The organism is Variovorax beijingensis, assembly GCF_007828835.1.
Lineage (GTDB): Bacteria > Pseudomonadota > Gammaproteobacteria > Burkholderiales > Burkholderiaceae_C > Variovorax > Variovorax beijingensis_A.
Window position 1 is genome coordinate 1 of the sequence record NZ_VIVL01000022.1, and the last position, 20163, is coordinate 20163.

Below are 20163 nucleotides of genomic sequence, written 5' to 3' on the forward strand. Positions count from 1 at the left end.
GCCCTGGAACATCGAGCTCGTCGAACCGTAGACCTCTGCGCGCGCATCGATTCCGGCGCCGCGCGCAAGGGCGTGGTTTATTGAGCGCTTACGAATCGTCGGCACGACGGCCGTCGCTCATGCGCAGCCTGACGGCTATACCCTCATGTTGGCGCTGCCGGAGACAAACGTGCTGAACCCGATGGTGTACAAAAACATCAGCTACTCCTCGAAGGATCTCGACCCAGTGGCATTCATAGGCGTCATGCCTTTTGCGCTCGTTGCCAACCCGAGTTCGAAGGCTGCCACTGTTCCGGATCTCGTTCGCGCGGCCAAGCAAAAGCCCGGCTCAGTGTCGGCAGCAAGTTGGGGGATCGGAAGCACTGCGCACGCCGCTATCGCATTGATGGAGCAGACCGCACGCGTGGAACTTCTGCACGTTCCCTTTCCGGGAACGGCTCCTGCGATGACCCAAGTGTTCAGCGGACAGATCGATCTCATGTTCCTGTCGGCGCTGAGTGCCGTTGAGTTCGAAAAATCGGGCAAGGTGAAGGTACTCGGAGTCACCGTGGACAAGCGGATGGACGCCTTCCCTGACGTCCCAACGCTTGCGGAACAGGGCCTCCCTGGAATCGACGTCGCACTGTGGTATGGCATCACGGCGCCCGCCAAGACGCCCTCGGCCATCAAGGATTACCTGGCGAAGGAAATTCTGGAAGTCTTGAAGGACCCCACGGTGCTGCAAGACCTGCGAGGCAGGGGCATGGTGGTCCAGCCCAAAAATGCCGCCGAGTTCTCTCGCTTCATGGCGGCCGAAGAAGAACGATGGTCCAGCCTGATCAAGGCGAAGAACATTCGCATCGACAACTGAGGCCAACTCGCATGGTGATCGATTACCTACTTGTCGGCGGCCAGGTTGTCGCCAGCGAGGGCCAAGCGGAGCCCTTCATCGGCACGGTGGCAATCGCAGGCGAACGAATCGTGTGGGTGCAGCAAGGCATCGTTGACGCACCTGCGCGTCAGAGGATCGACTGTTCCGGCCTGATCGTTGCACCTGGGTTCATCGATATTCATACCCACTCGGATGCTGCGTTTCTCAAGGATTCAGGTGGCCAGAGTCAGATCACTCAAGGAGTCACGACCGAGATTGCCGGCAACTGCGGTCATAGCTGTGCACCTTGCGCCGACCCAATCTTGCTGAGGAAGCACCTTCTCGCGGTGCAAGATTCGACAGAGATCACCTGGAGGACGTTCGCCGAGTACCTCGACGTGCTACAGGCCACGCGCCCCGTATTGAACGTCGCTTCATACGTTGGCCACGGTACGGTTCGCCTTGCTGTTAAGGGAACAGCCAGTTCCGCAGCCGGCGCGGACGAACTCTCGGCGATGGGGAAGTATCTGCGCCAAGCGCTTGACGACGGCGCGATTGGTATCTCCACTGGGCTGGAGTACGCGCCAGGCATGCACGCGACCGCCGTGGAACTCTTGGAGGCAGGTGCGATTGCGGCGGAGTTCGACGTGGTGTACGCCAGTCACGTGCGCAACCGCGACTGGTTGATCGAAATGGGGGTCGGTGAGGCGCTCGGCATCGCTCGCACGACCCAGTCCAAACTCCAGCTGTCTCACATAGCTCCGAAGTACGGCGCGCCGCAGGGCGCGGCGGATCGTCTGCTGGAGATGGTGCGCTGGGCGCGCGAGGATGGCGCCGATGTGGGCTTCGATGTCATTCCCGATGAATGGGGGCCCACGAAAGTCATTGCGTCTCTCCCGGCTTGGGCACTTGAGCTGCCAAGTGACGAACTGCGGTCCCTACTGCGACCCGGACCTTCCCGTGCACGCTTGCAGGAGAACGCATTTCCCAACTGGAAGTTGCTCGCCGACCACCGATGGGACTGGCTGGTTCTCTACCATTGTGGAGCGAACCCGTCCTACATGGGAAAAACCATTCAGCAGATTGCCGTCGAGCGGCAATCCACGCCTTGGGATTGCATCTGCGACCTCCTCCTGGAAGAAGGCGCCGAGATGTCTCGCTTGATGTGGTGCGGACGGGTATCGAGCCAAGCAGACATTGATACGTTGATCCGGCAGCCTGACTGCATGGTGATTTCCGATGGCGTGTCCGTCAGTGAAGTGGGCGCTTTGAAAGACCTGCGGTTCTCGCCGATCGCTTTCTCGTGGGCAGCGTCGTTCCTTCAGAAGTACGTGAGAGATCAGCGCGTCCTGGATATCGTCGAGGCTGTAGGACGCCTGACCTGGACTCCTGCACGGCGTTTCCGGCTGGAGCATCGGGGAGAACTCCGGGCTGGATACTACGCGGACCTAGCAGTCTTCGATCTCGATCGAATCCACTGTCACTCGACGTTGGAGAACCCGAACGTCAGGTCGACAGGTGTGACTCACGTTTTTGTCAACGGCGCAGCCGTGATGCGCGACGCCGCGATGACTGAAGCGCGACCCGGCAAGGTCCTGCGGCGCGGGGCGTAACAAAGCCCGCACCATGGTCATCGCAAGAGCGCGGAGCTTCATTCTGCGAATGGGGCGTTCCGCTCCGCCGGCGCAGGGCTGTCAAAGGGGGCGTCCGTTGGCCGCTCGGACTATCGCTTCTATCTGCTGCACTGATTTCGAATTGCATTCGGTGCGCGCCGCAACCAGCAGCCTCGTGCGCTCGCTCGGATGGGAAGCGCGCGGGTTCGCGTCGGGCCCGGCATTCCTTGCCTCCGGCATGGCGGCCCGTACGCGCTGCCTGGTGTGCGATGTGCAAATGCCGGCCATGGACGGCATCGAATTGCTGGACAGGCTCCGGGGCCAGGGCATTCATGTTCCCACGCTGTTCATCACCGCGTTCGCATCGACCCGTGTGTGCGAGCGCGTGCAGGCCAGCACGGCGCTGTGCCTGATCGAGAAGCCGATCGATGCTCGCGAGCTGCAGACCTGGATCGACCTCGCACTCAAGCACGGCTGACCACCGTCTTGGAGTTCGATCGCTTGGCACGCCGCTTCGGTCAATGCATCGATGCCCCATGCGCCAGCAAGATGGTTCTCAGCGCACGCTTGCCACGCGCGTTCTGAGCTCTATAGGCCTGGCGGGCCAGCTCGACAAAGCGCTCCTCCCCCGGGTCCGGCAACGGCTCGGCGCTTTGCGGCGCATCCAGCCAAAGTGGCTCCTTCCCACAACGGTTCTCGATCTGCCGTGCGAGCTTGTCGGAGATGACACGGCCCTTCTTGATCTGGCTCCACATGCTCGCGGAGATCTGCAGCTTCTCCGCGAACTTTGCCGCCAGGCCAAGCGGCTCCGCCCCATTGGACGCACGCTCCGCAACGAAGTCGCCGAAGAGGATCAGGACGTTGTGGCGACGAATGGCTGGTAGTGACATGCTTGAAGCAGCGGAGCAAATCGTCCGTGCGAAGGACGTGAAGTGAGAAAAAAACACAACACCCAAAAAAAGTGTTGCGCCTCGCAGTAAACCCAGTTTACATTACATCCACCGACGAAATGGATTCGTCCCGTTTCTTCCGCAATCAACTTCGATTCATCGAGAACTCGCCAACCACTGGAACCATCGTGAACGCAAACCTGAGCTCACTGAACAATCGACCCGCATCGGGCCGGGCGTTCGTGCGCGTCTCGTTTTGTGGTGGTCGCAGCCTGACGACATCCAAGATGCATTCGCAGCTGAACGCCCTCCCCGCGATCCCGGCCAGCTTGTGGCTCGGACAGCAATACGAGGATCAGCCGCACCCGGGTGGAGGTAGCGCGTAAGCGCACACCTTCCAAGCTCTCTCACCAGAGGCCCGGATTCCCAAGTGGATTCCGGGCCTTTTTGTTTTTCCGTGCGGAGCGATCCGCACACAACCGCGAACGGCACCTGGTGCCGGCCGCCACGGCAGTGATCGCGCTGCCGTGAACTCACCCGCCGAGTGGCGCCGGTGGGTGATCCTTAAAAATTTGCCGCGAGTCGCGCCCCTCACTGGTGGAGCCAACGACTCGCAAGAACTTGCAGCCGTAGCTCAGCCAGGTAGAGCGCAACGTCGCCAACGTTGAGGCCGAGGGATCGAAGCCCTCCTGCTGCTCCATTTCGGGTGTGCCTTTGCAGCACCTCCAGAGGCCAACCGCGTCGGCGGCCTGGAGGGATGTGCACGGTCGGACCCGACCATGTGCAGCGATGTCGACGTGGGCGCGCAAGCGCTCGAATCGCGTGAAGACACAACCGAAATGGAAACACCCCCCGATGGCGGAATTGGTAGACGCACCGGACTCAGAATCCGGCGACGAAAGTCATGCAAGTTCGAGGCTTGCTTGGGGGACCAGCACAGGGTGTCTAGTTCAATTGGCAGAACGCCGGTCTCCAAAACCGGAGGTTGCAGGTTCGAGACCTGCGATGCCCGCCACGTCATGGCAAGAGAGCTCGCAGTTCGCCCGCATAGCTCAGCTGGTGGCAGCGCTCGCCTTGTAAGCGAGAGGTCGTCCGTCGATCCGGACTGCGGGCTCCATCCCGATCTAGGTCGTATTCGTCTAGTGGCTCAGGACACAAGGTTTTCATCCTTGTAGACGCGGGTTCGAATCCCGCATACGACTCCAGTTTCGCGCAGTAGGGGAGCCCGGTCGTCCCCGGGAGTTTCATACGCTCGAGATCGGCAGTTCGAATCTGTCCTGCGCAACCAGAATGAAGGCGCTTAGCCAAGCGGTCTACGGCACTGGGTTTTGACCCCAGCATTCCAAGGTTCGAATCCTTGAGCGTCTGCCATTCATTCATCTGACTCCCGTGTTTGGCGCAGCCTGGTAGCGCATCTGGTTTGGGACCAGAGGGTCGCAGGTTCGAACCCTGCAACACGGACCAACAAAGAGCGGGATGGGCAATACTGTTGTTCTCCCGTGGAAATCGGCCTCAAAGATTGGGAGGCGCCGGAACCCGTACCCGGACACATTGGAGCATTGGCCGAGAGGTCCAAGGCAGCGGCTTGCTAAGCCGTGGTCGCGCAAGCGGCTCGTTCGTTCGAATCGAACATGCTCCGCCAGGAACGATGGGGATGTCGCTCAACGGGGAGAGCACCTGCTCTGCAAGCAGACGGTTGTCGCATCGAAGCCGACCTTCTCCACCACCATCAGTGATCCGTTAACTCAGTGGCCAGAGTGCCTCCCTGTCCAGGAGGAAGCCAAGGGTTCAACTCCCTTACGGATCGCCACCATCAAGCCGAGATAGCTCAGGCGGTAGAGCGTCGCGTTGAAAGCGCGAGCGTCGCAGATTCGATTTCTGCTCTCGGCACCATCTTCACCGGAAGGCTGGCAGAGCGGCCTGTTGACACTGTTTCGAAAACAGATGGTCGGGTCCGCCGGCACGAGCGTTCGAATCGCTCCGCATCCGCCACGTCCCCAACCACTTTTCTTTCCCGCGTTAGCTCAACTGGATCAGAGCACTGGCCTACGAAGCCGGGGGTTGCACGTTCGAATCGTGTGCGCGGGACCATGCACCTGGAGTGCGAGCAGCATAGGTGACTGCACTGGACTGTAAATCCGGCGTCTCCCGACATACGGGGTTCGAAGCCCTGGCACTCCACCATTGTCGCGAACGACAAGTTATGCCGGAAATCCGCAGTTGACAAGAATTGCCGGAATTCAGTCCAATTTTTCAACGAGGTAGCCAAGCGGTCGAAGGCGCCGGTTTGCAAGTCCGGTGAGCATTGCTCCACATGGGTCCAAATCCCATCCTCGTTTCCATCTCGCCACCCTGCCCTGCTAGCTCAACTGGATAGAGCAGCCGCCTTCTAAGCGGCAGGTGGACCTTCGACTGGTCCGCAGGGCGCCATTCTTGTCTCGGCGACGCGACGTGTGATCTGGATCCGCGCGTGCGCGAGATCGGCGAGTGGTAGGCAGCGGCGCTGTCGTGCGCGCAGTCTTTTGCAAATTTTTCCTCGGTAGCTCAGTTGGTAGAAGCACCGCACTGTTAATGCGGGTGTCCCTGGTTCGAGCCCAGGTCGAGGAGCCAACATCTTTCAGCCGCATAGCTCAGTGGTAGAGCGCCGTCTTGATAAGGCGGAGGTCGATGGATCGTTCCCATCTGCGGCGACCAGTTCAACGGTGCGCGTAGCTCAATGGCAGAGCCGCTGGTTGTGGTCCAGCTGACGACGGTTCGATCCCGTTCGTGCACCCCATTTTCTTCACGCACCTTGCTTCCCCGCATGGCGGAACCGGTAGACGCGGTTGCCTCAAAGCAGCTGTCCGAGAGGGCGTGTCCGTTCGAGTCGGACTTCGGGGACCACCGGCTTCATTCGGTGCAGTAGCTCAGTGGAAGAGCGCGTCCCTCATAAGGACGTGGTCGATGGATCGTTCCCATCCTGCACTACCAGAACAATCGCGGGTATAGCTCAGAGGCAGCAGCAACCGGCTTTTAACCGGTAGGTCGAGATTTCGAAATTCTCTGCCCGCACCATCCACTCATCCAACCGGGCCCCTAGCTCAGAGGCAGAGCAGCGCCCCTACAAGGTCCAACCGGCTGGCCCAACACACAGGAGATTTTAGGACAAGCGCTCGGCCATGAAAGGAGGCCGCCACCATGAAACCCCAAGTACTTCAGCTCGATATCCAGGGAACGCCGCAGGCCTGGATCTCGCTCGAACAGGCCGCATCGCACTACGCCACCGGCGCCGTCGTCTGGGAAGATGGCGCGGCTCCGCTGGCCATGATGCGCGGGGGTTTCAATGTGGCGCGCGGCGCCGAGTCGAGACTGGTGATTTCGCCCATCATCGCTCTCAAGGGCTGCGCGAAGGTCAACCTGTTCGATCACACGCCCGCCTTCAACCGGCGCAAGCTCTTCGTTCGAGATCGCTTCATCTGCGCGTACTGCGCCCAGCGATTCCGTGAGCAGGACCTCACGTGCGAGCACATTCTTCCGGAAAGCCGAGGCGGCGGCTGGGACTGGATGAACCTGGTCGCAGCCTGCCGCGCGTGCAACTCCGAGAAGGCGGACCGGACGCCAGAGGAAGCCGGCATGAAGCTGGTCTATCTTCCCTATGTTCCGAGCCGATGGGAAGACTTTCTTCTGGAGGGACGGAACGTGCGAGCCGACGTGCACGAGTGGCTGGCGAGCCGGCTTCCGAAAGGCTCCAGGCTCAACTGAAAGACGAAGGGGCGCTTCCGCAAGGGAGCGCCCTTTTTTTTGCCCGCCGTTCGCGCCTCAGCGCGCGAACCGCGTGAACACGTAGTCGTGGTTCTTCACCAGCGCCTGGTGGCAGGCAAAGCAGGTCTGGTGCTGCGCCAGGTCCACGGGCTTGCCATCGACGAAGCGGCCGAATCCCCATCCGCCGGTGGCCGCGTATTTCTTCGAGTCCTTCACCATCACCTGCACGGTGGTCGCCGCGCCTGGGACCGACGCGGGCGCGAACTCCGGCGACTGCGCATGCTTCCATGCCAGCTTGGTGAGGATGGTTCCGTCAGGGAACGGCAGCGTGCCTTGGTCGTAGGCCTGGATCGCCTTGGCATTGCCGAGCACCACGCGCAGTTCGTTCAACGGCTCTGCCTCGATCGCCGGCGCGATCAGCTGCCACTGCCGATAGCCCTTGGGAATGGTGACGCCATACAAGGGCGAGGCATCTGAAATCTTCACGTCCTCCGCGGCGCTGGAAGTCGCGGCGAACACGCCGGCCGCCGCCGCGAGCGCAAGCAGGCCGAGGCCGCTGAGCTTCGCCAGCGTGCCTTGGCACGAAGCCAGGCGTGCATGGCGCGTTGTGGCGTCCGGGGCAGACACCTGCTGTGTGTTGTTTCGATTCATGGGACGGACCTTGTGCGTTGGAAATTGCCGCCGGGCGCGAAGGCCCCGCAGCGCCTGAACGCGTGGATTGTTCAGCGCCCCTGTCGCTTCCAAACGGGGTTCCGTATTCCTGTGTATCTGCACGGCCGGACGCCCACACTACGTTTCATCGGCGTGGCCTTCGTGTAATTCTTCATGTCGCCCTGTCCGGCCGACACAGTGGCATACAGACATCCGCAGCACATGTGGAGGCGCGCCCTATAAACGCGGCCGTGCCTTGCCCCGCCGCACTCGTCATGAGCTGCAGAAGGCAATCACTCTTCATTGCCCTTCACTTCAACCGCAGGAAAAACCAAATGAAAAATCTCAGCCGCCGCTTCGCCCGCACCATGGCCGCCGTGGGCCTCATGGCATTGGCTGGCGCCTTCACGTTCAATGCTTCGGCGCAGACCCCAAGCACGGCACAGCAAGCCAAGCCCACCATCGTGCTCGTGCATGGCGCCTTCGCGGAATCGTCGAGCTGGGATGGCGTCATCCGCAAGCTCGAGGCGAAGCACTATCCGGTGATCGCCGCCGCCAATCCGTTGCGTGGCGTCAAGTCCGACGCAGCCGATGTCGCGAGCATCGTCGATGCGGTCAAGGGACCGGTGGTGCTGGTGGGCCATTCCTATGGTGGCTCCGTGATCTCCAGCGCCGCCACCGGCAAGAGCAACGTGAAGGCACTTGTCTTCGTCGCTGCCTTCGCGCCTGAAGCCGGCGAGTCGGCAGCCGATCTCGCCGCCAAGTTCTCCGGCAGCACGCTCGGGCCCGCGCTGGCACCGCCGGTCGCACTCGCCGACGGCGGCAAGGACCTGTACATCCTGAAGAACAGGTTCCACGACCAGTTCGCCGCCGACGTTCCGGCCGCGGCTGCGCGCCTGATGGCCGCGACCCAGCGCCCCATCGCCGAGTCGGCGCTCGGCGAGCCCGCGGGCGCACCCGCGTGGAAGACGGTGCCCTCGTGGTTCGTCTATGGCGACGCCGACAAGAACATTCCGCCCGCGGCGCAGGCCTTCATGGCAGAGCGTGCCAGGTCGGTGAAGACGGTGGTCGTCAAGGGCGCCTCGCACGTCGTGATGACGTCCAGGCCCGAGGTGGTCGCGAAGCTCATCGACGAAGCGGCCAGCCGATAGAGGACGCAGAGATTTCCGTTCACCAGCACAAGGCAAATGACCATGACAGATTCCGACGCATCCAGCCGCCGCGCGGCGTTCCATCCCACCCTGACGCGCCGCGGTGCGCTGGTGGCCACTGCGGGCCTTCTCGCAGGTTCGGCGGCCGCGAGCTTCGCGGCCACACCCGCGGACAGGAGCGCCGCAGCGCAAGGCGACGCGATACGGCCCTTCCGCATCGACATTCCCGAGGAGGCGATCACCGATTTGCGCCGGCGCCTCAGGGCCACGCGATGGCCCGACCGCGAGACGGTCGGCGACACCTCGCAAGGCGTTCAGCTGGCCAGGTTGCAGGCGCTGGTTCGCTACTGGGAAACGGGCTATGACTGGCGCAAGGTCGAGGCCAGGCTCAATGCGCTGCCGCAGTTCATCACCGCGATCGACGGCGTCGATATCCAGTTCATCCACGTGCGCTCCCGCCATCCGGACGCATTGCCGCTGATCCTGACGCATGGCTGGCCCGGCTCGATGCTGGAGTTCCTGAAAACCATCGGTCCGCTCACCGACCCGACCGCCTTCGCAGGCAGTGCCGCCGACGCCTTCCACATCGTGATCCCGTCCATCCCCGGCCATGGCTTCTCCGGCAAGCCCAGGGAGACGGGCTGGGGCCCCGAGCGCGTGGGCCGCGCGTGGGACACGCTGATGAAGCGGCTGGGCTACACGCACTACGTGTCCCAGGGCGGAGACCATGGTTCGGTCATCTCGGATGCGATGGCACGCCAGGCACCGCAAGGCCTGCGGGGCATCCACCTGAACATGCCCGCCACCGTGCCCGCGGAACTGGTCAAGCCCATCAACAACGGCGATCCCGCGCCGGCCGGACTGTCGGCGTCCGAGCGGGCGGCGTTCAACACGCTCAGCGCCTTCTTCAAGACCGGTGCCGCATACGGCGCCATGATGGTGACGCGCCCCCAGACGATCGGCTATCCGCTGGCCGACTCGCCAGCGGGCCTGGCCGGCTGGATCTACGAGAAGTTCGCGCAATGGACCGACAGCGGCGGCGAACCCGAGCGCGTGCTCGGCCGGGACGAGATGCTCGACGACATCACCCTCTACTGGCTCACCGACACGGCAGCTTCTTCCTCGCGGTTCTATTGGGAGAACAACAACAACAACTTCAGCGCGGCGGCGCAGAAGACGCAGGACATCTCGATCCCGGTCGCCATCACCGTGTTCCCGGGCGAAATCTACCGCGCGCCGAAAAGCTGGGCCGGGCGCGCCTATCGAACGCTCTCCTATTTCAACGAAGTCGGCAAGGGCGGCCACTTTGCCGCCTGGGAACAGCCGCAGCTGTTCAGCGAGGAACTGCGCGCGGCGTTCCGGCCGCTGCGACAGCCCGCCTGAGCGCGCGCGCATTGCGCGGCGGCACCGAGCGCCACGGCAAGGACTGGACCCGGGCCAGCCCATCCGCATCAGCCACGGCTACGCCTGGCCGCCCTCGACCGGCAGCGGCGCCAACTGCACGTTGTTGCGGCCGGCCCGCTTGGCGCGGTAGAGCATCTCGTCCGCCTGCTTCACCAGTGCGGCGGCGGTTGTTCCGCCACCCTGGTAGAACGCCACGCCGATGCTCGCGGTGACACGGATCGTCGGCTGCTGCTCGATGTCGAACGGCGCCTGCATGGCCACGACGAGCTTCGCGGCGGCCGACACCGCGATGTCGGCATGGGGCAGCCCCTCCATGATCACCGTGAACTCGTCGCCGCCCAGGCGCGCGCGCACGTCGCTCGAGCGCAGCCCCTGCGACAGCCGGCCCGAGAAAGCCTTCAGCAGCTCGTCGCCGGTCTGGTGCCCGAACTGGTCGTTGATCTGCTTGAAGCCGTCGATGTCCAGGTACATCAGCGCCATCAGCGCCCCCGCGCTGCGGCTGCGGTCCATCGCTTCGCGCAGGCGCGCTTCGAAGCCCGCGCGGTTGGCCAGGCCGGTGAGCGGATCGATCTGCGCCAGGTTCATCAGGCGCTTCTCCTCGAGCTTCTGCCGCGTGATGTCGGTGATCACGGCGTGGAAGCCGACGATCGCATCGGCATTGGCCGCGGGCTGCGGGATGTACTGGGCCTCGTAGCAGTTGTAGCTGTCGCTCTGGCTGACTTCGCTCTGGAAGGTGACGGCTTCGCCGGCCAGCGCGGCACGGATGTGCGGCTTCAAGGATTCGTAGGCCGGCTCGCCCAGCAGCTCCTGCACCGTGTGCCCCTGGATCTGGTCGCGCGAGAGCCCGAACTCGCGTTCATAGGCCAGGTTGTTGAAGCGGTAGCGCTCGTCGGCATCGATGTAGGCCACGCGCATCGGCAGCGCGTCGGCCACGGTGCGCAGGCGGGCTTCGCTTTCCTGCAGCGCTTCCTCGGCCTCGTGATGCGCGGTGATGTCGCTGTCCAGCGTGTAGAGGCCCACCACCTCGCCCGCTTCGTTGCGCTCCGGCACCAGCGTGGCCTGGATGTCGCGGCGCCCGCCGGACCCTGTCACCCGCCGCTCGTAGGTGACCTGGCGCCCGCCCAGGGCCGCGCGGATGTACGGCTCCATCTGCATCCACGCCTCCTCGCCGTAGAACTCGCGCAGGCTGCGGCCGAGCAGCTGCTGCGGCTCGATGCCGAACCAGTCCTGGTAGGCCTTGTTGACAAAGCGGAACCGCAGGTCGCGGTCCAGGTGGGAGATCAGCGCCGGCAGGTGGTCCGTCACCATGCGCAGGCGCTGCTCGCTCTCGCGCAGGGCCTGCTCCGCGGCCTTGGCCGCCGAGATGTCGCGCATCAGCCCCGAGAAATACTCGAGATCGCCGTGCTTGTCGCGGTGCGCGATCACCATGTGGCTGACCGGGAACGGCTGCTTCTGCGCATCCCACACCAGCGACTCACCCACCCAGACGCCGGTCGCGACCGCAGTGGGCACCACCTCCGACCTGAACCGCTCCAGCGTCTGCGGCGGATTGAAGTCGGACACTCTCAGCGTCTCGACCGGGGCATCGAGGTCCACGCCGGTGCGGCGCCGCGCGGCGGGGTTCATGTAGATGAGCCGCCCCTTCGCATCGTTCTGGATGATGTAGTCGGTCGTCGTGTCGAAGATGGCCGTCAGCGTACGAAGGGCCCGCTCGGCGCGGGTGCGCTCCGTGATGTCGGTCACCGTTCCGACGTGGCCCATGACACGGCCTGCGGCCAGCACGGGCCGGCTGCGCAAGGCCACCAGCACCTGCGTGCCATCCTTGCGGTGCAGCCGGCGCGTGGCGTTCAGCGGTTCGGCCGCGCTGACGATGCGGACCCAGTCCTGGCGGACCTTCTCGCGGATCTCCTCGCGCACCAGCGTGAGCCAGCCCTCCTGCGCCTCTTCGCGCGCCAGCCCGTGGATCGCCAGGTACTCGTCGTTCACGTAGGTCATGCGGCCATCGCTGTCGCAGCGGAACAGCCCGACCGGCGATGCATCGGTGACCGCCGCCACCTCGAGCCGCTGTTCGCGCAGCTCGCCCATCAGCGCATCGAATTCGCGCGCCAGGTCGCCGCGCTCGTCGTTGGCGACGACGTCGAGCTTGACCTGGCTGTCCGGTGATTGGCGCAGGGTGCGGATCGCATTGCTCAGCGCTTCGAGCGGGCGCATGACCCAGGCCGTGCCCAGCCACACCAGCAGCGCGCAGCCCAGGCCCAGCCAGAACAACTGCATCCGCAGGTTGCGCCGTGCCTGTTCCAGCGGTGCGTAGGCGGCGTGCGCCGGCACGACCAGGCGCAGGTCCCAGTCGGCGCTGCGCACCGTGGCGTGCGTTGCCAGGTCGCGCTCGGGATCGCTGGCGAAGGCGTCGGTGGCCGTGTCGGCCGGCTTGAGCAGCAGCTTCGGGTCCGGGTGCATGACGATGCGGGGCGACTCGCCGCGCGTGACGATCTCGTAGTGGCCGCCCCGGCCGATGCTGGCGCGGCTGAGATCGCCGAGCACGTTGGCGCGCTGCAGGTTCAGCGCCGCACCCAGCACGCCGACCAGGCGGCCGTCCGCTCCTTCGACGGGAACCGCCATCACCACGGCGGGCTGCCGGCCACCCTTGGTGAGCAGCGGCGCGGAGATGGCGGGCTGGCGCCGATCGCGCACCTGCTTGAAATAGTCGCGGTCGGCCACGTTCGGCGGCTGGCCTGCGGCCGGATGGATCGCGACGATGGCGCCGTCCGGCGTGGCCACCGCGGCGTTGTCGAACATCGCGCGCAAGTCCTTGTCCGCAAGGAAGCGCTGCTGTGCCACGGGGTCGGCGATGCCGGCCGCGCCGAGTTCCCGGGCGGCCCGCGACAGCGCAGCCAGATGAACGCCCAGCTTGTAGTCGAGATCCGCCGCGGCGCTCTCGGTCAGCGCCTGCTGCTGTTCGCGCATCAGGTTGACGTACTCGCTGGAGAGGCTCCGGTACTGCCAGCCGCCCGTTGCACCCACCAGGGCGAGCACGAGCAAGGTGATGAGCAAGGCTGTCTTCGTTCTCAGCTTGAGCCGCACTGGGTTTCCTTCGCTGGGCACGACGGCCCGGTCGTTCGGGACTGCGTTTGCCGATGATAGCAATGGGCTGCGCTATGTCTCCTGCGGAATAGCTGATGTACACCGGGGACGCTCGCCGCCATGGAATGCGGCTCGTAGACTGAGCCGCGGCATTTCAAACCATGGCATCAGGAGACATCGTGGACAACTTCTTGCAGCTCAAAGTGGCCATCGCCGATCACGTCGCAACGCTGACGCTGAATGCGCCACCGGTCAATGCGCTGACGCGCGTGCTCAACGACGAGCTGACGCGCGCGCTGGACCAGATCTCCGAGATGGACGAGGTGCGCGCGGTGATACTGACCGGCGAAGGCAAGGTGTTCTGCGCCGGCGCCGACCTGAAGGGACGCGCCGAAGTCATCAAGGGACCGGGCGACCTGATGGCCCATTCGCGCCGCACGCGCGAATGCTTCCACGCGATCCGCGAATGCGCCAAGCCCGTGGTCTGCGCCATCAACGGTGCCGCGCTCGGTTCCGGCCTTGCCATGGCGGCTTCGAGCGACATTCTCATCGCCTCGGAGAAGGCCTCGCTCGGGCTGCCCGAGGTCGACGTCGGCCTGCTCGGCGGCTGCCGCCATGCGATGCGGCTGTTCGGCCATTCGCGCCTGCGCCGCATGATGCTCACCGGCATGCGCGTGCCGGGCGCCGAGCTGTACCGGCTCGGCATCGTCGAGGCGTGCACCGCGCCCGAGGACCTGATGCCCGCGGCCCGCGAGATCGCCGCCGCCATCGCGTCCAAGAGCCCGGTGTCCACCCGCATGGGCAAGCACACGCTCAACGTGATCGAGGACATGAGCCTGCGCGACGGCTACCGCTACGAGCAGGACATGACGGCGCAGATCGCGAAGACCGACGATGCGAAGGAAGCCCAGCGCGCCTTTGCCGAGAAACGCGCGCCGGTATTCACGGGGCGCTGAACCCTCGGGCCGGCGGAGCCGAAGCGCACCTTGCGCGTCGCTTGCGGGACGGCATCCACCAGCTTGCGATGTTCAAATCTTCTGCATGCGAGCGGTCTGGCCGGGTTGCTCGCCATCAAGAAAGGACGCTCCCCATGTTTGCCGAACCCTCCGCGAAAACCCGCGAGCTGCTCGAACGCCTCAACAAGTTCTTCGACCAGCACATCTATCCGAACGAAGCGCGCTACCACCACGAGATGGACGCCTTCCGCCGCCAGGGCAATGCCTGGCAGGTGTCGCCGCTCATCGAGGAGCTCAAGCCCGTGGCGCGCGCGGCGGGCCTGTGGAACATGTTCCTGCCGCATCCGCACCGCGACGTGCCCGCCATCTCCAATCTCGACTACGCGCCGCTGTGCGAGGTGATGGGCCGCGTGTCGTGGTCAGGCGAGGTGTTCAACTGCTCGGCGCCCGACACCGGCAACATGGAGACCATCGAACGCTACGGCACCGAGGCGCAGAAGGACGAATGGCTGGCACCGCTGCTCGCGGGCGAAATCCGCTCGGGCTTCCTGATGACCGAGCCGGCCGTCGCCTCGTCGGACGCCACCAACATCCAGTGCACGATCCGCCGCGAAGGCGACGAGTACGTGATCAACGGCCGCAAGTGGTTCTCTTCGGGCGCGGGCAGCCCGCGCTGCAAGATCTTCATCGTGATGGGCAAGACCGACCCCGATGCGCCGCGCCATGCGCAGCAGTCGATGGTGCTGGTGCCGCGCGACACCAAGGGCATCACGGTGCTGCGCCACCTGTCGGTGTTCGGCTACGACGATGCGCCGCACGGCCACATGGAAGTGCTGCTGGAGGACGTGCGCGTTCCCGTGTCGAACATCCTGCTGGGCGAAGGACGCGGTTTCGAGATTGCGCAGGGGCGGCTCGGCCCGGGACGCATCCACCATTGCATGCGCTCCATCGGCGCCGCCGAGCGTGCGCTCGAACTCATGTGCGACCGGCTGCGCAGCCGCGTGGCCTTCGGCCGTCCGCTCGCGGAGCAGTCGATCTGGCACGAGCGCATCGCCGAGTCACGCTGCCTCATCGACCAGGCCCGCCTGCTCACGCTCAATGCCGCCCACAAGATGGACACCGTGGGCAACAAGGAAGCCCGCGCCGAGATCGCGATGATCAAGGTGGTGGCGCCCAACATGTCGTGCAAGGTGGTCGACTGGGCGATCCAGGCGCACGGCGCCGCCGGCGTCAGCCAGGACTTCTGGCTGGCCGAGGCCTATGCGCACCAGCGCACGGTGCGCATCGTCGACGGACCCGACGAAGTGCACCGCAACGCCATCGCCAAGCTGGAGCTGGCCAAGCGCGCCGCGCCGGCGCGCGCCTGAACCCGCCGAGGCGCAGCGCGCCCGGGCTCAATCGAGCTTGGCGCCCACCGCCTTGGCCAGCGAGCCCCAGCGTTCCGACTCCGCTGAAATGAACCGTCCGAACTCCGCGGGCTTGCTGCCGACGACCTGCACGCCCTGCTGCTCGAACTGCTGCTTCAGGTCGGGCGAGCGCAATGCGGCGCCCACGGCACCATGCATCTTGTCGATGACTTCGGCCGGCGTGCGTGCCGGGGCGAGCATTCCGTACCAGTTGTAGGCCTCCACCTTCGGCAGGCCGAGCTCGCCGACCGTCGGCACGTCCTTGAGGACCGGAATGCGCACGGCGCTGGTCACCGCCAGCGCGCGGACCTTGCCTGACTGGATGAACGGCAGGGCCACGGGAATGTCGACCATCATCATGTCCACCTGGCCGCCCATCAGGTCGGTCAGCGCGGGCGCCGCGCCGCGGTAGGGAATGTGGGTGATGTTCAACCGGGCCTCGCGCTTGAGCAGCTCCGCCTGCAGGTGCGGCGTGGTCCCGCTGCCGGCCGAGGCGTAGTTGACCTTGCTGGCGTCGCCGGTGGCGGTGGCCTTCAGGTCCGCGAAGGTCTTGAATCTTGAGTCGGCGGCCACCACCAGCACCGCCGGCACCTTCAGTGCCTGGGTCACCGCGACCAGGTCCTTCTGCGGATCGTAGGGCATCGAGGGCGCGATGTGCGGCACGATGGCCAGCGCACCGGCCGAGGAGAACAGCAGCGTGTAGCCATCGGCCGCCGACTTGGCGACCGCGTCGGCACCGAGCAGGCCGCCGGCGCCGCCCTTGTTGTCGATGATGATGGATTGGCCCAGGGAGGCGCTCATCCTGGCGCCGAGTGCGCGGGCCGTCTGGTCCACCGGCCCGCCGGCCGGAAAGGGAACGACCACGCGGATCGGCTTGGCGGGATAGGCCTGCGCCCAGCCCGAGGCGGCGGCCAATGCGAGGGCGAGCGCGGCTGCGGATTTGAAAAGTCCGTTCATGTCGATGTCTCCGATGTCTTCGAATGTCGTGCCCGGACTTTAGGCATGGCACCGGGCCGTGCCACCGCATCCGGGCGCATAGCTGCTATGCGATGCGGGCCGTTATGCGCCGCCGCGCATCACAGCCTTGCGGGCCCGCCTCTAGCCCGCGGCCGGACCGGATTCCAGAATTCATCCAACACAAGGAGAATCCGAATGAGCATGACCAAGGGGCCGCTGTCGCACGTCAAGGTGCTGGACCTCAGCCGCATCCTCGCCGCACCGTGGGCCAGCCAGATCCTCGCGGACCTGGGCGCCGAAGTGATCAAGGTCGAGCGGCCCGGCGCGGGCGACGACACGCGGACCTGGGGACCTCCGTTCCTGAAGGATGCCGAAGGCCGGGATACGAAAGAGGCGGGCTACTATCTGGCCGTCAACCGCGGCAAGCGCTCGATCACCGTGAGCCTCGACAAGCCGGAAGGCCAGAAGATCATCAAGGAACTCGCCATGCGGGCCGACATCGTGCTCGAGAACTACAAGGCCGGCACGCTGGCGCGCCATGGCCTGGACGAGGCCTCGCTGCGCCGGATCAACCCGCGCCTCATCTACTGCTCGGTCACGGGCTTCGGCCAGACGGGCCCCCGGCGCGACCAGCCGGCCTACGACTTCCTGATCCAGGCGATGGGCGGCCTGATGAGCGTCACCGGCGAGAAGGACGGCCGCCCCGGCGGCGGCCCGCAGAAGGTCGGCATCCCGATCGTCGACCTGATGACCGGCATGTACACCGCCGTCGCCGTGCTTGCCGCCCTCGCGCGCCGCAATGAAAGCGGCGTGGGCGACGCCATCGACATCGCGATGCTCGACGTGCAGGTGGCGGCGCTTTCCAACCAGGCGATGAACTACCTGGTGTCGGGCCAGGTGCCGCAGCGCAACGGCAACGCGCATCCGAACATCCAGCCGCAGGACGTGTACGGCTGCGCCGACGGCGACGTGATCCTCGTGGTCGGCAACGACACCCAGTTCGCCCGGCTCTGCGAAGTCTTCGGGCGAAACGACTGGGCCGCGGACGAGCGCTTTGCGACCAATGCGCAGCGGGTCCGCAACATCGGCGCGTTGTCCGCGATGCTGCGCGAGGCTTTCGCAAAGTGGGAGCGCGGGCAACTGATTGCCGCACTCGACAAGGCCGGCGTGCCCTGCGGTCCGATCCACACGGTTGCCGAGGTGTTCGAGGAGCCGCAGGTCAAGGCGCGCGGAATGCTGCGCCATGTGCCGCATCCGAGCGGCGTCGACGCACCGCAGGTCGCGAGCCCGATGCGCTTTGCGCAGGCGGCGCTGCAAACGCCGGCCGCACCGCCGCTGCTGGGCCAGCACAGCGACGACATCCTGTCCGAGCTGGGCTACAGCGCGGCCGGCATCCATGCGCTGCGCGAGGCCGGAGCGATCTGATGGCCGCCGCGATGAAGCTGCACTGGTCGCCCAAGTCGCCCTATGTGCGCAAGGTGATGATCTGCGCCCACGAGCTCGGCCTGCTGCCCCGGCTCGAGCTGGTGCGCTCGGTCGCTGCGATGCGCACGCCCAATCCGGCCCTCATGGCGGACAACCCGCTGTCGAAGATCCCGACCCTGGTGCGCGAGGACGGCTCGGCGCTGTTCGATTCGGTCGTGATCTGCGAATACCTCAACGAGCTGGCCGGCGGGTCGTTGTTCCCGCCGCAGGGCGAGGCGCGCTGGCAGGCGCTGCGCTGGCACGCTTTCGGCGACGGGTTGCTCGACGCGCTGATCCTCTGGCGCAACGAGCGCGAACTCGAGGTGCCGCTGCAGGCGCTGCTCGATGCGTTCGAGCTCAAGACCCGCGCCTCGCTGCAGAGGCTCGACCGCGAAGCGGCGGCCTTGCGCCAGGCACCGTTCTCGATCGGCCAGCTGACGCTCGGCTGCGCGCTCGGCTACCTCGACTACCGTTTCGGCACGCTCGGATGGCGCAGCGCGGCGCCGGCGCTCGCGGACTGGTTCGAGACGCTGCGTGCGCGGCCCTCCTTCGCCGCGACCGAGCCGGCGGAAGGCTGAGCACTTCAGCTCAGCGGTAGAGCACCGCCGGATTGTCCTGGAGCACCTGCCGGACGACGTCGTCGTTGCCGGCCCAGTCCTTGAACATCGCGAGCAGCGCGGCCGTGTCCGGGGCCGGCGCCACGCGCAGGTGCGGCCAGTCGCTGCCCCACACGAGGCGCTCCGGATTGGCCTCGACCAGCTTCTGCTGGAACGCGCGGCCGGCCTGCCAGTCGGGCGCGTTCAGCAGATTGCGGTAGGCGCACAGCTTGACCCATGTGCGGCCCGAGGCCAGCAGCTCGAGCAGCACGCGGAAGCCGGGCGCGTCGACGCCCGCTTCCACGTCGAAGCCGCCCATGTGGTCGATCACGACCGGCACCGGCAGCGCCTTCAGTTCGGCGGCGATGCCGGGCAAGGCCTGGCCGTCGGTCCACAGCTCGGCGTGCAGGCCGGCATCGGCCAGTGCCGGGGCCAGTGCCCGCAGGTCGTCGAAGGAGGCGCTGCCCGCGAAGTTGCTGCCGGCGCCGCTGCGGTGGCTGAAGCGCGCACCGCGCACGCCCTTGCCGTGCAGGCCGTTCAGCGCCAATCGGCTGCCGGGCTGCACGACCACCACGCCGCGCAGGTTCGCATGGGCCGCCAATGCGTGCAGCAGCAGCGCGTGGTCTTCGCCATAGGCGCTCGGATGCACCAGCACGCCGTGGCCCAGGCCGAGGCGCGCCAGCAGCGCCAGGTATTGCAGCGCCACGGCCTCGGGCGGCGTGTAGCTGCGCTCGGACGCCAGCGGAAAGCGGTCGTAGGGGCCGAACAGGTGGGCGTGGCAGTCCCATCCGGCCGGCGCATGCGGCGCGCCGTTCATTCGGCAAGCGCCGCGTGCTGCGGCAGGGCAAAGGCCGGCGCCACGCCTTCGGGCAGCGGAATCTCGTGGCAGTTGAGCGTCATCGCGACCATGGTGTAGTAGCCGACCAGCGCCGTGAGCTCCACCACGGTGCGCGCGCCCAGGCGCGCCATCGCCATGTGGTACGTGGCATCCGAGACCGAGTTGTGGCGGTTGAGCTCGACGGCGTAGCGGTAGACGGCGGCATCGTCCGCCGACAGGCCGGGCGGCTCGGCGCCGGCCAGGATGGCTTCGATCACGGGCTGCTCGATGCCCGCCTTCTCGGCCTCCGCGCGGTGCGCATACCACTCGAAGGGCGAGTTGCAGGCACGGCCCGTGACCAGGATCGCGAGCTCCGACAGCCGCGGCGGCAAGCCCGTGCCGTAGCGCAGCAGCGCGCCGAGCGCCTGCCACTTGTCGGCCAGCTCCGGGTTGTGCAGCGCGGCCCGCAGCGGACCCTGGATCCTGCCGCGCGGGCCGGAGACGATCCTGTCGTGGACCGCGCGCTGTTCGGGGCTCATGGAGTCGGTCGGAAAAAGGGGTATGCGTGGCATGAGGTGCTTCCTTC

16 protein-coding genes and 21 tRNA genes are annotated in these 20163 nt (G+C 65.8%); 31 read left to right on the forward strand and 6 right to left on the reverse strand.

Annotated features, from left to right (window positions below; genetic code table 11):
* The first annotated feature begins 94 nt into the window (after positions 1-94).
* The 3 genes from FB547_RS32095 to FB547_RS32105 all read left to right on the forward strand — a co-directional run bounded on the left by FB547_RS32095 (position 95) and on the right by FB547_RS32105 (position 2941).
* The gene (locus FB547_RS32095; protein ID WP_261380474.1) at positions 95-850 is read left to right on the forward strand and encodes a tripartite tricarboxylate transporter substrate binding protein; all 756 of its coding nucleotides are present in this window, start codon (positions 95-97) and stop codon (positions 848-850) included.
* 11 nt (positions 851-861) lie between these two features.
* Positions 862-2463, forward strand: a complete 1602-nt coding sequence (locus FB547_RS32100; protein WP_186454316.1) for an N-acyl-D-amino-acid deacylase family protein — start codon at positions 862-864, stop codon at positions 2461-2463.
* A gap of 151 nt (positions 2464-2614) precedes the next feature.
* Complete coding sequence (locus tag FB547_RS32105) at positions 2615-2941, forward strand: response regulator transcription factor (protein ID WP_261380472.1); 327 nt, start codon at positions 2615-2617, stop codon at positions 2939-2941.
* 40 nt (positions 2942-2981) lie between these two features.
* Here the strand turns inward: FB547_RS32105 and FB547_RS32110 are convergent, their stop codons facing one another.
* A complete protein-coding gene (locus FB547_RS32110; protein ID WP_145747654.1) occupies positions 2982-3353 on the reverse strand; it encodes a hypothetical protein in 372 nt (123 codons plus the stop codon).
* A 623-nt stretch (positions 3354-3976) separates the two neighbouring features.
* Here FB547_RS32110 and FB547_RS32115 point away from each other — a divergent pair.
* From FB547_RS32115 to FB547_RS32220, 22 genes are all read left to right on the forward strand, one after another.
* A tRNA-Gly gene (locus FB547_RS32115) sits at positions 3977-4053 on the forward strand.
* Between the two features lie 149 nt (positions 4054-4202).
* A tRNA-Leu gene (locus FB547_RS32120) sits at positions 4203-4287 on the forward strand.
* Between the two features lie 5 nt (positions 4288-4292).
* Positions 4293-4368 (forward strand) — tRNA-Trp (locus FB547_RS32125).
* Positions 4369-4394: 26 nt separating this feature from the next.
* Positions 4395-4470 (forward strand) — tRNA-Thr (locus FB547_RS32130).
* 11 nt (positions 4471-4481) lie between these two features.
* Positions 4482-4558 (forward strand) — tRNA-Glu (locus FB547_RS32135).
* Positions 4559-4562: 4 nt separating this feature from the next.
* Positions 4563-4641, forward strand: a tRNA-Met gene (locus FB547_RS32140).
* Between the two features lie 6 nt (positions 4642-4647).
* Positions 4648-4724: transfer RNA gene (locus FB547_RS32145), tRNA-Gln, on the forward strand.
* Positions 4725-4740: 16 nt separating this feature from the next.
* A tRNA-Pro gene (locus FB547_RS32150) sits at positions 4741-4817 on the forward strand.
* An 89-nt stretch (positions 4818-4906) separates the two neighbouring features.
* Positions 4907-4995 (forward strand) — tRNA-Ser (locus tag FB547_RS32155).
* A 92-nt stretch (positions 4996-5087) separates the two neighbouring features.
* Positions 5088-5163, forward strand: a tRNA-Asp gene (locus tag FB547_RS32165).
* A 7-nt stretch (positions 5164-5170) separates the two neighbouring features.
* Positions 5171-5246: transfer RNA gene (locus tag FB547_RS32170), tRNA-Phe, on the forward strand.
* A gap of 120 nt (positions 5247-5366) precedes the next feature.
* A tRNA-Arg gene (locus tag FB547_RS32175) sits at positions 5367-5444 on the forward strand.
* A 7-nt stretch (positions 5445-5451) separates the two neighbouring features.
* Positions 5452-5537: transfer RNA gene (locus FB547_RS33445), tRNA-Tyr, on the forward strand.
* Positions 5538-5608: 71 nt separating this feature from the next.
* Positions 5609-5695, forward strand: a tRNA-Cys gene (locus FB547_RS32180).
* A gap of 12 nt (positions 5696-5707) precedes the next feature.
* A tRNA-Arg gene (locus FB547_RS32185) sits at positions 5708-5783 on the forward strand.
* Positions 5784-5886: 103 nt separating this feature from the next.
* Positions 5887-5963 (forward strand) — tRNA-Asn (locus FB547_RS32190).
* A 9-nt stretch (positions 5964-5972) separates the two neighbouring features.
* Positions 5973-6047, forward strand: a tRNA-Ile gene (locus tag FB547_RS32195).
* Positions 6048-6055: 8 nt separating this feature from the next.
* Positions 6056-6129: transfer RNA gene (locus FB547_RS32200), tRNA-His, on the forward strand.
* Between the two features lie 21 nt (positions 6130-6150).
* A tRNA-OTHER gene (locus tag FB547_RS32205) sits at positions 6151-6236 on the forward strand.
* 12 nt (positions 6237-6248) lie between these two features.
* A tRNA-Met gene (locus FB547_RS32210) sits at positions 6249-6323 on the forward strand.
* Between the two features lie 8 nt (positions 6324-6331).
* Positions 6332-6407, forward strand: a tRNA-Lys gene (locus FB547_RS32215).
* Between the two features lie 123 nt (positions 6408-6530).
* Entirely contained in the window at positions 6531-7094 is a 564-nt protein-coding gene (locus tag FB547_RS32220; RefSeq protein ID WP_145747655.1) for an HNH endonuclease, read from the forward strand.
* A gap of 57 nt (positions 7095-7151) precedes the next feature.
* On the opposite strand, the gene FB547_RS32225 is transcribed toward FB547_RS32220, so the two are convergent.
* On the reverse strand, positions 7152-7745 hold the full coding sequence (locus tag FB547_RS32225) for a cytochrome P460 family protein (protein ID WP_145747656.1): 594 nt from the start codon (positions 7743-7745) through the stop codon (positions 7152-7154).
* 335 nt (positions 7746-8080) lie between these two features.
* On the opposite strand from FB547_RS32225, the gene FB547_RS32230 reads away from it, so the two are divergent.
* Together FB547_RS32230 and FB547_RS32235 are read left to right on the forward strand one after the other, a co-directional pair.
* Positions 8081-8896: an alpha/beta fold hydrolase gene (locus FB547_RS32230; RefSeq protein WP_145747657.1), complete on the forward strand. Its 816-nt coding sequence runs from the start codon at positions 8081-8083 to the stop codon at positions 8894-8896.
* A gap of 42 nt (positions 8897-8938) precedes the next feature.
* Positions 8939-10279: an epoxide hydrolase family protein gene (locus FB547_RS32235; protein WP_145747658.1), complete on the forward strand. Its 1341-nt coding sequence runs from the start codon at positions 8939-8941 to the stop codon at positions 10277-10279.
* A gap of 78 nt (positions 10280-10357) precedes the next feature.
* Here FB547_RS32235 and FB547_RS32240 read toward each other — a convergent pair whose 3' ends face one another.
* Entirely contained in the window at positions 10358-13351 is a 2994-nt protein-coding gene (locus FB547_RS32240; RefSeq protein ID WP_261380473.1) for a PAS domain S-box protein, read from the reverse strand.
* Positions 13352-13560: 209 nt separating this feature from the next.
* Between FB547_RS32240 and FB547_RS32245 the strand changes: the two genes are divergently transcribed.
* Both FB547_RS32245 and FB547_RS32250 read left to right on the forward strand, forming a co-directional pair.
* The gene (locus FB547_RS32245) at positions 13561-14337 is read left to right on the forward strand and encodes an enoyl-CoA hydratase/isomerase family protein (RefSeq protein WP_145747660.1); all 777 of its coding nucleotides are present in this window, start codon (positions 13561-13563) and stop codon (positions 14335-14337) included.
* 134 nt (positions 14338-14471) lie between these two features.
* The gene (locus tag FB547_RS32250) at positions 14472-15704 is read left to right on the forward strand and encodes an acyl-CoA dehydrogenase family protein (protein WP_145747661.1); all 1233 of its coding nucleotides are present in this window, start codon (positions 14472-14474) and stop codon (positions 15702-15704) included.
* Positions 15705-15731: 27 nt separating this feature from the next.
* Here FB547_RS32250 and FB547_RS32255 read toward each other — a convergent pair whose 3' ends face one another.
* Entirely contained in the window at positions 15732-16700 is a 969-nt protein-coding gene (locus FB547_RS32255; RefSeq protein ID WP_145747662.1) for a Bug family tripartite tricarboxylate transporter substrate binding protein, read from the reverse strand.
* 195 nt (positions 16701-16895) lie between these two features.
* Here FB547_RS32255 and FB547_RS32260 point away from each other — a divergent pair, with 195 nt between their 5' ends.
* Together FB547_RS32260 and FB547_RS32265 are read left to right on the forward strand one after the other, a co-directional pair.
* The gene (locus FB547_RS32260) at positions 16896-18125 is read left to right on the forward strand and encodes a CaiB/BaiF CoA transferase family protein (protein ID WP_145747663.1); all 1230 of its coding nucleotides are present in this window, start codon (positions 16896-16898) and stop codon (positions 18123-18125) included.
* Positions 18125-18742 carry a glutathione S-transferase family protein gene (locus FB547_RS32265; protein WP_145747664.1) on the forward strand — a complete coding sequence of 206 codons (618 nt, stop codon included), beginning with the start codon at positions 18125-18127 and terminating at the stop codon, positions 18740-18742. The genes FB547_RS32260 and FB547_RS32265 overlap by 1 nt, the downstream gene beginning before the upstream one ends.
* 10 nt (positions 18743-18752) lie before the next feature.
* Here FB547_RS32265 and FB547_RS32270 read toward each other — a convergent pair whose 3' ends face one another.
* Positions 18753-19577: an amidohydrolase family protein gene (locus tag FB547_RS32270; protein ID WP_145747665.1), complete on the reverse strand. Its 825-nt coding sequence runs from the start codon at positions 19575-19577 to the stop codon at positions 18753-18755.
* On the reverse strand, positions 19574-20149 hold the full coding sequence (locus FB547_RS32275; RefSeq protein ID WP_145747666.1) for a carboxymuconolactone decarboxylase family protein: 576 nt from the start codon (positions 20147-20149) through the stop codon (positions 19574-19576). Before FB547_RS32275 ends, FB547_RS32270 begins: the two co-directional genes overlap by 4 nt.
* Between the last annotated feature and the right edge of the window lie 14 nt (positions 20150-20163).

Bases quoted from the DNA above. Each gene is read 5' to 3' on its own strand.
- FB547_RS32100 (WP_186454316.1), top strand. From the start codon at position 862: ATGGTGATCGATTACCTACTTGTCGGCGGCCAGGTTGTCGCCAGCGAG.
- FB547_RS32110 (WP_145747654.1), bottom strand. From the start codon at position 3,353: ATGTCACTACCAGCCATTCGTCGCCACAACGTCCTGATCCTCTTCGGC.
- FB547_RS32220 (WP_145747655.1), top strand. From the start codon at position 6,531: ATGAAACCCCAAGTACTTCAGCTCGATATCCAGGGAACGCCGCAGGCC.
- FB547_RS32225 (WP_145747656.1), bottom strand. From the start codon at position 7,745: ATGAATCGAAACAACACACAGCAGGTGTCTGCCCCGGACGCCACAACG.
- FB547_RS32230 (WP_145747657.1), top strand. From the start codon at position 8,081: ATGAAAAATCTCAGCCGCCGCTTCGCCCGCACCATGGCCGCCGTGGGC.
- FB547_RS32235 (WP_145747658.1), top strand. From the start codon at position 8,939: ATGACAGATTCCGACGCATCCAGCCGCCGCGCGGCGTTCCATCCCACC.
- FB547_RS32250 (WP_145747661.1), top strand. From the start codon at position 14,472: ATGTTTGCCGAACCCTCCGCGAAAACCCGCGAGCTGCTCGAACGCCTC.
- FB547_RS32255 (WP_145747662.1), bottom strand. From the start codon at position 16,700: ATGAACGGACTTTTCAAATCCGCAGCCGCGCTCGCCCTCGCATTGGCC.
- FB547_RS32260 (WP_145747663.1), top strand. From the start codon at position 16,896: ATGAGCATGACCAAGGGGCCGCTGTCGCACGTCAAGGTGCTGGACCTC.
- FB547_RS32265 (WP_145747664.1), top strand. From the start codon at position 18,125: ATGGCCGCCGCGATGAAGCTGCACTGGTCGCCCAAGTCGCCCTATGTG.
- FB547_RS32270 (WP_145747665.1), bottom strand. From the start codon at position 19,577: ATGAACGGCGCGCCGCATGCGCCGGCCGGATGGGACTGCCACGCCCAC.
- FB547_RS32275 (WP_145747666.1), bottom strand. From the start codon at position 20,149: ATGCCACGCATACCCCTTTTTCCGACCGACTCCATGAGCCCCGAACAG.